General features: G+C 70.5%; 10 protein-coding genes. 5 read left to right on the forward strand and 5 right to left on the reverse strand.

From position 1 onward, the window contains the following. Positions 1-116: 116 nt before the first annotated feature. The 5 genes from ABZ909_RS05795 to ABZ909_RS05815 all read right to left on the reverse strand — a co-directional run bounded on the left by ABZ909_RS05795 (position 117) and on the right by ABZ909_RS05815 (position 3,978). Positions 117-299 carry a hypothetical protein gene (locus ABZ909_RS05795; protein ID WP_356996468.1) on the reverse strand — a complete coding sequence of 61 codons (183 nt, stop codon included), beginning with the start codon at positions 297-299 and terminating at the stop codon, positions 117-119. A 198-nt stretch (positions 300-497) separates the two neighbouring features. Continuing rightward, a complete protein-coding gene (locus tag ABZ909_RS05800; protein WP_356996469.1) occupies positions 498-1,007 on the reverse strand; it encodes a hypothetical protein in 510 nt (169 codons plus the stop codon). A gap of 120 nt (positions 1,008-1,127) precedes the next feature. Then, entirely contained in the window at positions 1,128-2,576 is a 1,449-nt protein-coding gene (locus tag ABZ909_RS05805; protein WP_356996470.1) for an NAD(P)/FAD-dependent oxidoreductase, read from the reverse strand. 215 nt (positions 2,577-2,791) lie between these two features. Next, on the reverse strand, positions 2,792-3,580 hold the full coding sequence (locus ABZ909_RS05810) for a tat pathway signal sequence (RefSeq protein WP_356996856.1): 789 nt from the start codon (positions 3,578-3,580) through the stop codon (positions 2,792-2,794). 191 nt (positions 3,581-3,771) lie between these two features. Next, complete coding sequence (locus ABZ909_RS05815) at positions 3,772-3,978, reverse strand: hypothetical protein (protein WP_356996471.1); 207 nt, start codon at positions 3,976-3,978, stop codon at positions 3,772-3,774. Positions 3,979-4,155: 177 nt separating this feature from the next. Between ABZ909_RS05815 and recC the strand changes: the two genes are divergently transcribed. From recC to ABZ909_RS05840, 5 genes are all read left to right on the forward strand, one after another. After that, positions 4,156-7,497 (forward strand): exodeoxyribonuclease V subunit gamma, encoded by a 3,342-nt coding sequence (recC, locus tag ABZ909_RS05820; protein ID WP_356996472.1) that lies wholly within the window; start codon positions 4,156-4,158, stop codon positions 7,495-7,497. A gap of 49 nt (positions 7,498-7,546) precedes the next feature. Beyond that, positions 7,547-11,188: a UvrD-helicase domain-containing protein gene (locus ABZ909_RS05825; RefSeq protein ID WP_356996473.1), complete on the forward strand. Its 3,642-nt coding sequence runs from the start codon at positions 7,547-7,549 to the stop codon at positions 11,186-11,188. After that, positions 11,185-13,077 carry an exodeoxyribonuclease V subunit alpha gene (recD, locus tag ABZ909_RS05830; protein ID WP_356996474.1) on the forward strand — a complete coding sequence of 631 codons (1,893 nt, stop codon included), beginning with the start codon at positions 11,185-11,187 and terminating at the stop codon, positions 13,075-13,077. Before ABZ909_RS05825 ends, recD begins: the two co-directional genes overlap by 4 nt. A gap of 172 nt (positions 13,078-13,249) precedes the next feature. Further along, complete coding sequence (locus ABZ909_RS05835) at positions 13,250-14,092, forward strand: alpha/beta hydrolase (protein ID WP_356996475.1); 843 nt, start codon at positions 13,250-13,252, stop codon at positions 14,090-14,092. Between the two features lie 34 nt (positions 14,093-14,126). Then, entirely contained in the window at positions 14,127-15,581 is a 1,455-nt protein-coding gene (locus ABZ909_RS05840; protein ID WP_356996476.1) for an NAD(P)/FAD-dependent oxidoreductase, read from the forward strand. Positions 15,582-15,605: the final 24 nt, after the last annotated feature.

Below are 15,605 nucleotides of genomic sequence, written 5' to 3' on the forward strand. Positions count from 1 at the left end.
GGGGCCGCAATGCGTGGCCCGTATCGGGGCGGCGGGCGCCGGTGGGAACCGGACCTCACCACCGGTTCCCACCGCGAGCACAGCGGTGCTCGATAGAGCTGCTTCGGCGGCGAGGGTCAGTCGCCGACGACGCGCGGTGGAGCGTTGACCGCGCCGACCGAGGCGCCTGCGGCGGCGGGTGCCGCGTTCGCGCTGCCCGGTCCGGCGATCGCCAGGACTAGTGGAACCGCTCCCGCCGCCACCACATTGCCTACCTTGTTCCGGTGGGGGTTGAGTGCTCGGTGCTTACCTCCGGCCATGCAGAACCTTTCTGTTCAGGTAGAACGTCTACGGGTACATCGACGCTCGACATTCGAACCCATCGGTCGCCTGGATTGGTGACAAGGTTGACAACCGGAAATCGTTGCCGTAACTGGGAAATCGCCGATGTGTTCGCGAAATGCTATGAAAGAGGCCGGAATCCCAGTTCAGGGATTCCGGCCTCAGTAGATCCGCACTTACTCCTCGGTTGCCGACTCGTCCGTAACTGTTCCGCCGACGGGTGCGGAGTCGTCGATTCCGCTCGCCGACTGATCGGCCGGCGCCCCCGGGGCCGGGTAGCCGTTCACCGCGCCCGCGGCCGCGCCGATGGTCGCGGCGGGCACCGCGATGATGGAGGCGGCCGCGGGCGTACCGGCCGGGCCGAAGACCCGGCCTGCCGGTACGCCGATGGTGGCGTCGAGGTAGGTGCGCGCGCCGTCGGCCACGGCCTGCGGCACCGGCACGGCGAACTGGCCGAACGGGGTGTCCACGACCATGCCCGGCTGCGCGGTGGTGCGGCCCGGCCGGGTGGTGGCGGGCTGGTTGTCGACCACGGCGGGTTGGGACTCATCGGCCGAAACCGGTTCCGCCGCACTGGTTCCGGCTGCGGCGAGGGCAGCGGCCAGCGGCAGCGCACTCGCGACCGCCAGTGAACCTGGACGTCGTCGCCGTGGCGAAACAGAATCGACCTGTTGGCGTTTGCCCATGGGGGACCTTTCTTCCGAAATATCAACGAATGTCGAACATTCGGATCCGGCGATGCACCGGATTGGTCGGGACACACAGCCCGATCAGGCCCCTATCGGGCCCCCATGGGAGAAATACTGTCAGCCCGCGCGCTGCTGCGAGGACTTCCCTGTTTCCGCATTCGCCACGGATTTGCCATTGCCCGAAGCGCTTTCGCCGCCGATCTGTTTGGCGAGCTGACGCGCCTCGGCCGGATCGTCGAGCGCCTCGAGCGCCAGCCGCGCGAACACCCACTGCTCGGTGGCGGCCATCTGACCGCGGTGGCGGCCCAGGAAGGAGACGAACCATTCGAGCACGGTGACGAAGCGGCTGCGGAAGCCGACCAGATACCACAGGTGCAGGCCCAGCCAGGCCAGCCACGCGAAGAAGCCGCTGAACTCCAGCTTGCCCACCTGGCATACCGCACTGAACCGCGACACCGTGGCCATGGAGCCCTTGTCGAAGTACTTGAAGGGTTTGCGGTCGGCGACCGTCTGCTTGCCCGCGACCTCGGCCTTGATGGCCTTCGCGGCGTAGGTGCCGCCCTGGATCGCGCCCTGGGCCTGCCCGGGCACGCCCGGTACCGACATCAGGTCGCCGACCACGAAGACGTTCGGGTAGCCCTTGATGGTGAGGTCCGGTTCGACGATGACGCGCCCGGCCCGGTCCACCTCGGTGCCCTTGGACCGGTCGGCGAGGATCTTGCCCAGGCCGCTGGCCTGCACGCCGGCCGACCACACCTTGCAGGCGGATTCGATGCGCCGTTCGGAGCCGTCCTGGTCCTTGATGGTGACGCCGCGCGCGTCGACATTGGTGACCATGGCGTTGAGCTGGATCTCCACGCCCATCTTCTCCAGCCGCTGCTGCGCCTTGCCGCCGAGCTTGGGGCCCATGGGGGCGAGTACCGCGCCCGCGCCCTCGACGAGGATGACGCGCGCATCGCGGGTGTCGATATTGCGGAAGGAGCCGTCCAGGGTGCGGTCGGCGAGTTCGGCGATCTGCCCGGCCAATTCGACGCCGGTGGGCCCGGCGCCGACCACCACGAAGGTCATGAAGCGGTCGCGGACTTCGGGATCGGTGGCGAGCTCGGCCTCTTCGAAGGAGCCCAGGATGCGCGCGCGCAGTTCGAGGGCGTCGTCGATGGTCTTCATGCCGGGCGCGTAGGTGGCGAAGTGGTCGTTGCCGAAGTAGGACTGCTGCGCGCCGGTGGCCACGATGAGGCTGTCGAAGGGGGTGACGTAGTCCTGGTTGAGCAGGCGCGAGGTGACGGTGCCGTTGGCGACGTCGATGTCGGTGACCTCGCCCATGACGACGCGCGCGTTCTGCTGCTTGCGCAGCACGATGCGGGTGGCGGGGGCGATCTCGCCGGTGGAGAGGATGCCGGTGGCGACCTGGTACAGCAGCGGCTGGAACAGGTGCGTGGAGGTCTTCGAGATGAGGGTGATGTCGACGTCGGCCTTGCGTAGCTGCTTGCAGGCGAACAGTCCACCGAACCCGGACCCGATCACCACCACGCGATGACGCTGTGCGACGGATTTCTCGGCGTTCATCTAGTTCCTGCTCCTCGCCAGACGGTGAAAGTACGACAACTCACCCGTAACGGTAATGCAGTGTGAGTAGCGCAGACCAATCAGGACCGACTGAAAACAGACCACTTAGACAACAACCTCGAAAATACAATATGGGCGGTCGTCCAGCGAGGATTGCCGGGAAGCGCGCCGCGGGCGGCCCCGGCCGTGCCGGAACCGCCCGCACAGCGCCGGTGTCAGCGCCCCTGGAACAGCAATTGCGCCACGTGCGTGGTGGTTTCGGAGCCGTCGGTGTAACCGCCCTGATCGCCCTGCTCGGTCATGATGGCGAGGGTGTAGCGCTCACCCGGGCCCGCGAAGCCGACCGAATTCACCACCCAGCCGCCCTGCTCGTCGGACCAGCCGTTCTTCAGGCCCGGGTTCATGGCCGCACCCGCGCCCCAGACGCCCCAGTGCTGGTTGGTGTCCACGTGGCGCATGCGGTCGAGCAGGTAGGCGCGGTCGTCCGGGTGCATGCGGGTGAGGACGTTGTCCATCAGCCGGTCCAGGTCGGCGGGGGAGCACTGCTGGAAACCCCAATCGGGGAACAGCTTGACCTGCTCGATCGAGGTGGTGGGCTGCATGGGGACCAGACCGGTCATGCCGTTGGCGCGGAAGGCGTTGTTGAACGACATGCGGTCGAGGCCGGCGTACTTGTTCCAGAGGATATCGGCGGCATTGTCGTTGGAGGTTGCCAGCATGGACTCCATCAGCGCGCGGTCGTCGGGGCCGAGCTGGATGGCGCCGACCCGGGCGCGGTTCAGCAGATCCTCGGCGATTGCCAGCTTGATGGTGGAGGCGGTCCAGAAGTTGGTGTCCGCGTTGCCGTTTCGATAAATGCCGCCGGTGACGCGGTCGCGCATCACGTAGCCGGTGACGCCGGGGCGGGTGCCGAGGTAATTGTCGACAGCGGCGATGCGGCTGCTCATATCGGCGTCGAATCCCGCAATCGGGCCCTGGGTGTGTACCGGTGCGGCACCGGCCATGGGAACGAAGGCGGGGGCGGCCGGAATGAGGACCGCGGCAGCGAGAACACAAGCGGAGGAGGCCACGCGCCGGGCCTGGTGGGAACGCACGAGGGAACACAATAGAGGGGACAATGCCCGATACGCACGTCTTGAGCGGAATCGTTGCGTGTGTTATCGAATCGACACTGTTGCACGGACTTTCGTGCACGTCAGTGGAAAGCCGCCTGTAGCTCTTCGATGCTGCGGCCATTGAGCCGGTAGCAGTGCTCGAATGCCTCGGTGTGCCGCTCCCGCGGCCACGACTGCAGAACCACGCCGCGGCCGTAATGCCGCGAGTTGACCAGTTCCCAGCGGTCTCCCACCCGCCGAACCGTGAACCCGGTTCTGGGCATGAGCGGAATCACCGACGCAGACATCGACGCGGACCAGCCTTTCCTGAGAACTTCGAACCTCCCCGAAAGGCACTGTCGCATACCACACTCGAATTTCGGGGTGACGCGCCCTAGCAAATCCTGGGCGTGTGGCAGGTGTCACCCGGCGAGCCGGGACGCTCGGTGTTTGCATGTCGTTCGCCGACTGTATAAACACAGCTCGTGCACATTCACCGGGCCGAACGCGCGGATACGCTCGCCGACGCGCTGGCCGAGCTGCTCGCCGATCCGCTCGGCGATCCGTTCACCCCGGAGGTGGTGGCGGTTCCCGCCAAGGGGATCGAGCGCTGGCTGAATCAGCGGCTGGCCACGGTGCTCGGCAGTGGCGCCGCAGCCGACGGTATTTCGGCCAATATCGATTTCGCCGATCCGGCGGCCCTGGTGGCGGCGGTGCTGGCCGAGGCGACGGGGGTGGATCCGGAGCAGGATCCGTGGTCGCCGGAGCGGCTGGTGTGGACGGTGCTGCCGGTGCTGGACGAGGTGCTGGCCGAGCCGTGGGCCGCGGTGCTGGCGCGCCACCTCGGACACGGGGACGCGGGCGGCCATCGGGTCGGCCGCCGGTACGCGACGGCCGTGCGGATCGCATCGCTGTTCGACAGCTATGCCACCCAGCGCCCGGCCATGATCACCGACTGGGCCGACGGCCGCGATACCGACGGCGCGGGCCGGGCGCTGCCCGCGGATCTGCTGTGGCAGCCGCTGCTGTGGCGGCGGCTGCGCGGCGTGGTCGGGGTGGCGAGTCCCGCCGAGCGCCTGGGCGCGGCGTGCGCCCGGCTGCGGGTGGAACCGTCCATCGTGTCGCTGCCGGAACGGATTTCGCTGTTCGGCGTGACTCGGCTGACCACCGACCAGCTGGAGGTGCTGTCGGCGCTGTCGTCGGGGCGGCAGGTGCACCTGTGGCTGGTGCACCCCAGCCCCGCACTGTGGATCAAGCTGGCCGATGCCGAGGTGATCCCGAATACCGGTGTGCGCGTGCGGCATCCACTGCTGGCGGCGTTGGGCCGGGATATGCGGGAGCTGCAGCAGCGGCTGTCGGGGTACGACCACATCGACACCTATCACCCGCGCCCGGAGACGGTCGCGGCGCGCACGTTGCTGTCGGAGTTGCAGGCCGCGGTACGGCAGGACCGGTGGTCGTTCATGCCGGAGCCGAGCCTGGCCGATGGGACCATCGCGGTGCACTCCTGCCACGGGCCGTCGCGCCAGGTGGAGGTGCTGCGCGACGCGCTGCTCGGACTGTTCGCCGCCGACCCGACGCTGGAGCCGCGCGACGTCATCGTCATGTGCCCGGATGTGGAGCGTTACGCGCCACTGGTGCGCGCGGCCTTCGGGCAGTGGTCCCTCGCGCCGTCGTCCCCCAACCCACCCTCGGCCGAGCCCGGGCATCCGGCGCACGGACTGCGGGTGCGGCTCGCCGATCGCGCGCAGCGGGCGGTCAACCCGGTGCTGGATGTCGTCGGCACGCTGCTGGAGCTGGCCGACGGGCGCGTCACCGTGACCGAGGTGCTGGATCTGTGTGCGGCCGAACCGGTTCGGGTGCGCTGCGGCTTCGACGACGACGATATCGAGCGGCTGCGGGAATGGGCCGCCGAGACCGGGGCGCGCTGGGGAATCGGGCAGCGGCAGCGGCAGGCATTCGGGCTCGGGGACTTCGCGCAGAACACGGTCAACGCGGCGGTGGATCGAATTCTGCTCGGGGTGGCGGCCGGGGAATCCAGTGAGGACTGGCTGGATCTGGTGTTGCCGCTGGACGACGTGGACAGCAATGACATCGATCTGGCCGGCCGGTTCGCCGAATTCGTGGACCGGCTGGCGGTGTGCCTGCGTGATCTGCGCGGATCCACGCTGGAGGAACCGGCGGGCACCGCGCGGCCCGCGGTCGAGTGGGCGTCGGTGCTGGGCCGGGCACTGGACCTGCTCACCGAGATGCCCACGAGCCAGGGCTGGATGGGGGTGCAGGCGCGCCGGGAACTGGCGACCGCGCTGGAGCCCGCGGGCGGGATTCCCTTGCGGCTCAGCGATATCGGGGCGCTGCTGACCGCCCGGCTGGCCGGGCGGCCCTCGCGCGCCAACTTCCGCACCGGCGAGCTGACGGTGTGCACCATGGTGCCGATGCGGTCGGTGCCGCATCGGGTGGTGGTGCTGCTCGGCCTCGACGACGAGGTGTTCCCCCGCGCGGGCGGCGTGGACGGCGACGACGCGCTGGCCCGGCACCGGTGCCCCGGGGATCGGGATCCGCGCAGCGAGGACCGGCAGCTACTGCTGGACGCCATCATGGCCGCCGGGGAGCGACTCGTCCTGCTGCACACCGGATCCGATCCGGTGTCGGGTGCGTATCGCCCGCCCGCGATTCCGCTGGCCGAGCTGCTCGACACGGTGCGCGCGCACGTCGGCGCGGCTGCCCTGGAGCGGGTGGTGACGCGACATCCGTTGCAGCCCTTCGATCGCCGCAACTTCCGGCCCGAGCAGCCGTTCAGCTTCGACACCGTGGCGCTGGCGGGCGCGCTGGCCGCGGGGCGCTCGCCGCGGTCGCGGTCGTTGTTCCTGGGTACGCCGCTGCCCGCGCGTGACCGCGGCGATGTGGAGCTGGCCGATCTGGTGGCCTTCGCGGAGCATCCGGTGCGGGCATTCCTGTGGCAGCGCCTGGGGATCCGGGTGCCGGAGGACGAGGAGGAGATCGCCGACCGCCTCCCCATCGAGCTCGACGGCCTGACCAAATGGAACATGGGCGAGCGCATGCTGTCCGCGCGCCTGACCGGTGTGGACCCGAACGTGCTGCGCGCGGCTGAATGGCGGCGCGGCACCCTGCCGCCGTTCACCATGGGCGCGGCCGTGCTCGACGAGGTGGAGGGCACCGTCGACCAGCTGGTGCGGGTGGCCCGGCCGCTGCACGAGATCCCCGCGCGCACCGTCGACATCGCCGTGGACCTGGGTGACGGCCGCCGTCTCACCGGCACCGTCCCCGACGTCCACGACGACACACTGCTGCGCACCACGTTCTCGCGACTGGCTCCGAAACACCGGATGGCGGCCTGGATTCGCCTGCTCGCGCTGGCCGCGACCGGGACCCACCAGTCGTGGCGGGCCATCACCATCGGCCGCGGCAAACACCATCGCCCCGCCTGGCAGTCCACCTTGACCTCGCCCACCGCGCCCCTGGCCCGCGGCATCCTGCGCGACCTGGTGCTGCTGCGCGACGAGGGCCTGTCCGAACCACTGCCCATCGCCCCCTCGGCCTCGGCCACCTACGCCGAACGCCGCCTCGCCGGTGCCTCCGCCGAGGACGCCCTGGCCGCCGCCGGACAGGACTTCGACGACCGTTTCGGCGAACACACCGACCGCTACTTCCGCCACATCCTGGGCCGTTCCCCGCGCTTCGACCAGCTCACCGAGGCCGCCGCACCCGCACTCCCCGGCGTCGACACCGAACCCACCCGCTTCGGCGAACTGGCGCGCCGTCTCTGGAACCCGTTGCTCACCAACGAGAATCAAGGTCAGCCATGACCACCCCGAGGCGGAACCCCCTGCCCGTCAGCGCTCCCGGGAGCCCCGCATGACCGAGGACCTCTTCTCCCTCACCGATCCGGACCTGGCCCCGCGCCCGGTTACCCGCACGCGCCGCCGTTCCGACGGTCCCGCGGGCGAGAACCGCCGCCGGGACACCCCATCCTCGGGCCGCGACGCTCCGGACCTGTTCGATCTGCCTGCCGCCGAGCCGGATCCGGCGATGCCGGGCGGCGAATCGGACCGCGATCGTTCCGGGACCGCCGACGACGGGCTGTGGGATGCGCCCGCCGAAGTCGGTGATGATGCTGGGCTGCAGGATGATTCGGTCGCGGTACCCGCAATTTCCCATTCGGTCGGGGATGCGGGGAATCGGTTCGAGCTGACGGGGCCGTTGCCGGTCGGGACCACCGTGCTCGAGGCGAGTGCGGGGACCGGGAAGACGTACGCCATTGTGGGGCTGGCGGTGCGGTTCGTGGCCGAGCTGGGGGTGGATATCTCCGAGTTGCTGCTGGTGACGTTCAGCCGGGCGGCGACGCAGGAGTTGCGGGAGCGGACGCGGGATCGGTTCGTGGGAGTGGCGGCGGCGCTGGGGGATCCGGAGCGGGCGCTGGCGTCGGGGGATGAGCTGATCCGGCATCTGGCGCAAGGGAATCCGGGAGAGGTCGCGACACGGCGGGAGCGGCTGCTGGCGGCGCTGTCGGACTTCGACGCGGGAACCATTGCCACCACGCACAGTTTCTGTCAGCGGATGCTCGACGAGCTGGGGCTGGCGGGCGAACAGGATCCGGGGGCACGGCTCGTGGAGGGGATCGAGGATGTAGTGTCCACGGTCGCCGATGACCTGTATCTGAGCCGGTATGCACGTGGCGGAGCGCCGTTCGGTCCGGCGGACGCGCAGCGGCTGGCCGCGGCGGCGGTCGGGGATCCGCACGCCATGCTGCTGCCCGAGGCCGAGGCCGAGGCCGAGGGGGAGGCGGATCCGGCGGCCGAGCGAGTGGCGTTCGCGATGGCCGTGCGGGTGGAAACGGCTCGGCGAAAACGGCTTTCGGGCCTGCGGGACTTCGACGACCTGCTGGTGCTGCTGCACGAGGTGCTGGCCGACCCCGAGCACGGGCCGCGCGCCTGTCAGCGCATCCGGGACCGGTACCGGGTGGCGCTGGTCGACGAATTCCAGGACACCGACCCGCTGCAGTGGGACATCCTGCGCCGCGCTTTCCACGGGCACGCCACCCTGGTGCTCGTCGGCGACCCGAAGCAGGCCATCTACGCCTTCCGCGGCGCGGAGGTGCTCAGCTACCTGGACGCGGTGGCGCACGCCGACAGCAAGCGCGAGCTCACCACCAACCGGCGCAGCGACGCGGGCCTGCTGACCGCGCTCGAGCATCTCCACGGCGGTGCGGCCCTGGGGCACAAGGAGATCACCGTGCACCGGGTGGCGGCGACCAGGCCGTTCTCGCGGCTCTCCGGCGCGTCGGAGCGGGTCACGCCCCTGCGACTGCGGTGCCTGCCGCGCAGTGGTGCGGGTCCGCTCAACAAGTCCGGGTATCCGACGGTCGGCCGCCAGCGGGAACGGGTCGCCGTCGACGTGGCCGCCGATATCGTCGGCCTGCTCGAATCCGGGGTGCTCATCGACGCGGGCACACCCGGCGAAAGGCCCATCGGACCGGGCGATATCGCGGTCCTGGTCCGCAACCGGAACCAGCTGGAAATGGTGCGCACCGAACTCGAGGCGGCCGGTGTCGCCTCGGTGCTGGCGGGCGGCGCGAGCGTGTTCGGCACGCCCGCGGCCACGGAATGGCTATGGGTGCTGCACGCTCTGGAACAGCCGCACCGCGCCGACCGAGTCCGTCTGGCCGCCGGCACCGCCCTGCTCGGGCTGAGCGTCGAGGAAATCGACGCCGGGGGAGCGGATCTGGTCGGCCGCCTCAGTGCCGAACTGCGCGACTGCGGCCGGCTGTTCGCCCGCGCGGGCTTCGCTGCCGTAGCCGAAAAGCTCAGCGCCGAAACCGCATTGGCCCCTCGCCTGCTCGCTCTCGAGGGTGGCGAGCGCCAGCTCACCGACCTGCGCCAGATCGCACAGCTGCTCGACGACGCGGCCTTGCGCGAGGGCCTGGGCCTGTCGGCGCTCACCCGCTGGCTGGCCGACCGGGTGCGCGATCCGGCCTCCGGCAGCGTCGCCGACCGCAGCCGCCGCCTGGACCGCGACGCCGCGGCCGTGCAGGTCGCGACCGTGCACGCCAGCAAGGGCCTCGAATTCCCGGTCGTGTACCTGCCTTTCGCGTGGGACGCGGCCAAACTGCGCAATCCGCCCACCCTGCTGTTCCACGACGAGCAGGGCCGGCGCGTCCTCGATGTCGGCGGCCCCGACGCGCCCGGCTACAGCTCCCGCCGCCTGCGCGCCGAGGCCGAGGAGCAGGCCGAGGAACTGCGCCTGCTGTACGTGGCCCTCACCCGGGCCGGCGCGCAGATCGTGGCCTGGTGGGCCCCCGCCTACGACACCCAGACCGCGCCTCTGCACCGCATGCTGCTGGGCCGCGAGCCCGGCAGTCCGGCCGTCGCCGACAAGACGCCGGTGCCCGCGGATTCCGTACTGCTGGAACGCATCCGGGAGTGGGCCGCCACCGCCGCGCCGGGCGTGATCGCCGTCGAGCCGGTGCGCGAGATCACCCGCGCCCGCCTGCCCCTCGACGCCACCGCCGCCGCCACCGAGCCTTTGGCGGCCGCCCACTTCGGCCGTGCCCTCGACCAGGCGTGGCGACGCACCTCCTATTCGGCTCTGACGGCGGGCGCGCACGACGCCCTGCCCGCCGCCGACCTGCCCGAGGGCAGCGGAGTCGCCGACGAACCGGCCACCCCGTCCGTGCTCGCCGAGGACCTCGCCGCCTTCGTGGGATCCCGGCCGTCGCTGATGAACTCGCTGCCCTACGGTGCGGAGTTCGGCACGCTCGTGCACGAGGTCCTCGAATACGTCGACACCGACGCGCCCGACCTGGCCGCCGAGATCCGCGCCCGTGTGCTGCACGCGGTGAGCGAGCAGATGTTCGACGCCGACCCGGACGTCCTGTCGGGCGCGCTGCTGGCGGTCATGCACACGCCCATCGGTTTCGGCGCGCTCGCCGACTTCTCGACCCGGGATCGCCTGAGCGAGCTCGACTTCGAGCTCCCGCTGGCCGGTGGCGACCTACCGGTCGCGCGGGTGACCGTCCCGCGCATCGCCGACCTGCTGCGCCGCCACCTGCCCGCCGACGATGTCTTCGCCCCCTACGCCGACCAGCTGGCCCACCTCGACGACACCCCGCTGCGCGGCTACCTCACCGGCAGCATCGACGCCGTGCTGCGCACCACCGGACCGCGATTCGTGGTCGTCGACTACAAGACCAACCGTCTCGGCACCGGCGACCTCACCGTCGCCCACTACACCCACGAGCGCATGGCCGCGGAGATGATGCGCTCGCACTACCCGCTGCAGGCCATCCTGTATTCCGTTGCCCTGCACCGGTATCTGCGCTGGCGGCTGCCCGGCTACGATCCGGCCGCACACCTCGGCGGCATTCGCTACCTGTTCGTGCGCGGCATGGTCGGACCCGACACCCCGGACGGCTGCGGGGTTTTCGACTGGCTCCCGCCCGCGGACCTGATCGTCGAGCTGTCGGCCCTGCTGGCAGGGGACCCGGAGGTGGCGCGATGACCGCGATCCAGCTGGCGCAGCGCGGCACCGGCCCGCTGCAGGTGTTCAATGCCGCCGGGGTGCTGTCGGCGGCCGATGTGCATGTGGCGCTGCGGCTCGCGCGGCTGGGCGGCGAGCGGTCCCCGGCCGTCGTCTTCGCCACCGCGCTGGCCGTGCGCGCGGTGCGATCCGGGTCGGTGTGCCTGGAGGTCCGGCGCATGCACGAGATCGGTGTCGACGCCGAGGGCGCCGAGGAATCGGCGATCGACCCGGCCACCCTGCCGTGGCCGGAGGTGGAATCGGTCATCGCGGCGCTGCGGGTGAGTCCGCTGGTGACCGGCAGCCCGTCCGGGCCGCTACGCCCGCTGCGGCTCATCGACCCGCCCGGCGCGAACGCCTCGGGCCCGCTGCTCTACCTCGACCGGTACTACCGGCAGGAAGAGACCATCCGCCGCGTCCTCACCGAACGCGCCGCCACCCATCCCATGGTGGACGCCGAACTCGTGCGGCGCGAACTGGATCGGCTCTTCCCCGACCACGCCGGACCGGGCGAACCGCCGGACCGGCAGCGGCTGGCGGCCGCCCTGGCCACCACCCAGTGGACCACCGTGATCGCGGGCGGCCCCGGCACCGGCAAGACCCACACCATCGCCCGCGTACTGGCCCTGCTGGTCGCACACCAGCAGGCCGTGCCCGGCGCGCCCGCCCTGCGCATCGCCCTGGCCGCCCCGACCGGCAAGGCCGCCGCCCGCATGCAGGAATCGGTGCGTGAGCAGGCGGGCGAGATCGGGCTGCCCGAGTTGACCGCCGCCACCCTGCACCGCCTGCTGGGCTGGCAGCGCGCCGGCGCGGGCCGGTTCAAGCACAACGAGTTCAACCGGCTGCCCTACGACGTCATCGTGGTCGACGAGACCTCCATGGTGTCGCTGACCATGATGAGCCGCCTGCTCCCCGCCGTGCGGCCCGACGCCCGCCTCGTGCTGGTCGGCGACCCGGACCAGCTGGCCTCGGTCGACGCGGGCGCGGTGCTCGCCGACCTGGTCGCGGGACCCGTTCCGGGACAAGCGAATCCGGCGCTGGAACGCATTCTCGGCGGCGACCCGGCCGCCTCCGCCGCCCATCCGGACGCCCTGTCCGGGCGTGAGCGGGAACGCCTGCGCGGCGGCATCGTCCGGCTCACCCGCGGCCGGCGCTTCGGTGGGCGCATCGCGGAGCTGGCCGTCGCGATCCGGGCCGGTGACGCGGACTCCGCCCTGGCCCTGCTCGCCGACGGCGGCGACGAACTGTCGCTCTACGCGCCCGACGACATCACCGAGGTTCGCGCCGACGTCCTGCGCGCCGCCCGTGAGGCCACCGACGCCGCCGTCGACGGGAACGCGACCGCCGCGCTCACCGCGCTGGAATCCCATCGTCTGCTGTGCGCCCACCGCCAGGGCCCCTACGGTGTCGAACGCTGGGATCGCCTGGCCGCCGGGTGGGTCACCGCCGCGGGGATCAGCGCTGATCCCGGTGCCGGGCACTGGTATCCGGGCCAGCCGCTGCTGGTCACCGCCAATGACCACGAGGCCCGCATCTACAACGGCGACACCGGTGTCATCGTCCGCGCGGCCGACGGCACCCTGCGTGCCGCCCTGCAGCGCGGCACCGAGCCCTACCTGGTGCACCCCACCCAGTTCCCCGGCGTGACCACCGTCTACGCCATGACCATCCACCGCAGCCAGGGCAGCCAGTACGACACCGTCTCGGTCGTGCTGCCCGGACCGGAGTCCACGCTGCTCACCCGGGAACTGCTGTACACGGCCATCACGCGCGCCCGGCGTCACGTCCGCATCCTCGGCACCGAGGAATCCATCCGCTCCGGCATCGCCCGCCGGGTGCTGCGCGCCAGCGGCCTGCGCAACCGGGAGTGACTCGCCGCGTCGACCTCGGCACACCGGGCCGCCGCCGGAGTATTACGTGGTAGTCGGCCTGCGGTGGCGCGATCGGCGTAGCGTGGACGGGGTCCGATACGGCTGTCGCCGTGGTCTTTCGGAGTGCATACGGCCGAAGAAGGCGCGTGCGGCCGAAAGCGGAAGGTTGCCCATGGCCGAGTGGGAAGGCGAGCGGACCACGGATGCCGTGGTGTCCGCGGACGGTACCAGGATCGCCTACGTGACCGAGGGAGCGGGGCCGGGGGTGATCGTCGTCCCGGGGTTGCTGTCGCTGGCGCACGGGTACAGCGGGTTCGCCGACGCGCTGGCCACCGCGTTCACGGTGCACACGATCGAGCGGCGCGGGCGCGGGGACAGTGGCCCGCAGCGGCCCGGCCACGGTGTCGAGGACGACTGCGCGGATGTGCGTGCGCTCCAGGACAAGACGGGTGCGGCGTTCCTGGTGGGGCATTCGTACGGCGGGTTCGTCGCCCTCGAGGCGGCGCGGAACGATCCGGGCATCCGGAAGGTCGCGGTGTACGAGCCGGGCCTGTCGGTGCGGGGTTCGATGCCGGCCGACTGGATGCGTCCCTACGAGAAGTACCTGGCCCAGGGCAAACCCTTCGACGCCTTCGTCGAATTCATCCGTGCGATCGGTCCGGACAGCGCGCGCAAGGTCCCGCGCTGGATGTTCCGCCGCATGATGCCGATGTTCATGAACGCGCCCGAGATGGACATGGTCATCGGGCAGCTGGCGCAGAACCTCACCGAGCACCGCCAGTATGTGCGGTTCGACGGTACCTACCGCCACTACGCCGAGATCACCGCCGAGGTGCTGCTGCTCGAGGGCGACCGGGATCGGCGCGCGTGGACGGCCTCCGATCAGGAGCTGCTGGCCTCGGTGATCCCGCACTGCGATCGCGTCACCGTGCCGGGACTCGACCATTTCGGCATCGACAAGGGCGATCCGGATCGGGTGGCGGGCTTGGTGGGCGAATTCTTGTCGCGTTCGTAGTGGGTTCGCTCACCGCGGTCGATAGGCTGGGGCTATGGCCACTACGCCCGAGCACGTCGACGTGCTGATTGTCGGGGCCGGACTGTCCGGTGTCGATGCCGCCTACCATCTGCAGCGCGCCTTCCCGTGGCGGACCTACGCCATTCTGGAGATGCGCGAGGCCAGCGGCGGCACCTGGGATCTGTTCCGCTACCCGGGGATTCGCTCCGACTCGGACATGTTCACCCTCGGCTACCGGTTCCGGCCGTGGCTGGGGGAGAAGGCCATCGCCGACGGCGACTCGATCCTGGAGTATGTGCGCGACACCGCGGCCGAGAACGGAATCGACGCGCACATCCGCTACCGGCACAGGGTGGTTCGGGCGGAATGGTCCTCGGCGGACAACCGCTGGACCGTCACCGCCGACCATGACGGCCGGTCGGTCACCATGACCGCGAATTTCCTGTTCAGCTGCTCGGGCTACTACCGCTACGACGAGGGCTACACCCCGGACTTCACAGGCACCGAACGTTTCCCGGGCCCGATCATCCACCCGCAGCACTGGCCCGGCCATGTCGATGTCGAGGGCAAGCGGGTGATCATCATCGGCTCCGGCGCCACCGCCGTCACCCTCGGCCCCGCCCTGGTCGAGGAGGGCGCGCACGTGACGATGCTGCAGCGGTCGCCCTCGTACATCATCTCCCTGCCCTCCCGCGACGGCTTCGCCGACCGCGCCCGCGCATACCTGCCCGCGCGCCTCGCCTACGGCCTGGCCCGCGCCAAGAATGTCGCCCTCAGCACGCTGATGTACCAACTGTCGCAACGCTATCCGAAGCGCATGCGGGGCTGGATCCGCGGCTGGCAGCAACGCTGGCTGCCCGACGGCTACGACATCGACACCCACTTCAACCCCACCTACGAGCCGTGGGATCAGCGACTGTGCCTGTCGCCCAACGGCGATCTGTTCCGCGCCATCCGCGAGGGGCGGCTGGATCTGGTCACCGACCGCATCGAGACCTTCACCGAGACCGGCCTGCGCCTCGACTCCGGCCGCGACCTCGAGGCCGATATCATCATCACCGCAACGGGTTTGAACCTCATCCCCTTCGGAGGCATCGAACTGGTGGTGGACGGCCGCAAGGTCCACCTCCCGGACACCATGGCCTACAAGGCCACGATGCTCTCCGATGTCCCCAACTTCGCCTTCATCATGGGCTACACCAACGCCTCCTGGACGCTGAAGGCGGATCTGGTGTGCGAGTATGTGGTTCGCCTGCTGCGCCACATGGACGCCCACCGCTACGCCACGGCGACCCCGGTGCGCGACCCGTCCATCGGCACCGCGCCCTTCCTGAACTTCGAGCCCGGCTACGTGCTCCGGGCCCTCGACATCCTCCCCAAAACGGGCGACCGCGCCCCCTGGCGCCTCTACATGAACTACCTCCGCGACCTCCCCAAACTTCGCTACGGCCGAATCACCGACCCCGCCATGCGTTTCGAGCGGGCCTGACCCCAGTGGAAGCAAATCCAGTGC

Origin of the sequence: Nocardia sp. NPDC046763 (assembly GCF_040645495.1) — a bacterium.
Classification (GTDB): domain Bacteria; phylum Actinomycetota; class Actinomycetes; order Mycobacteriales; family Mycobacteriaceae; genus Nocardia.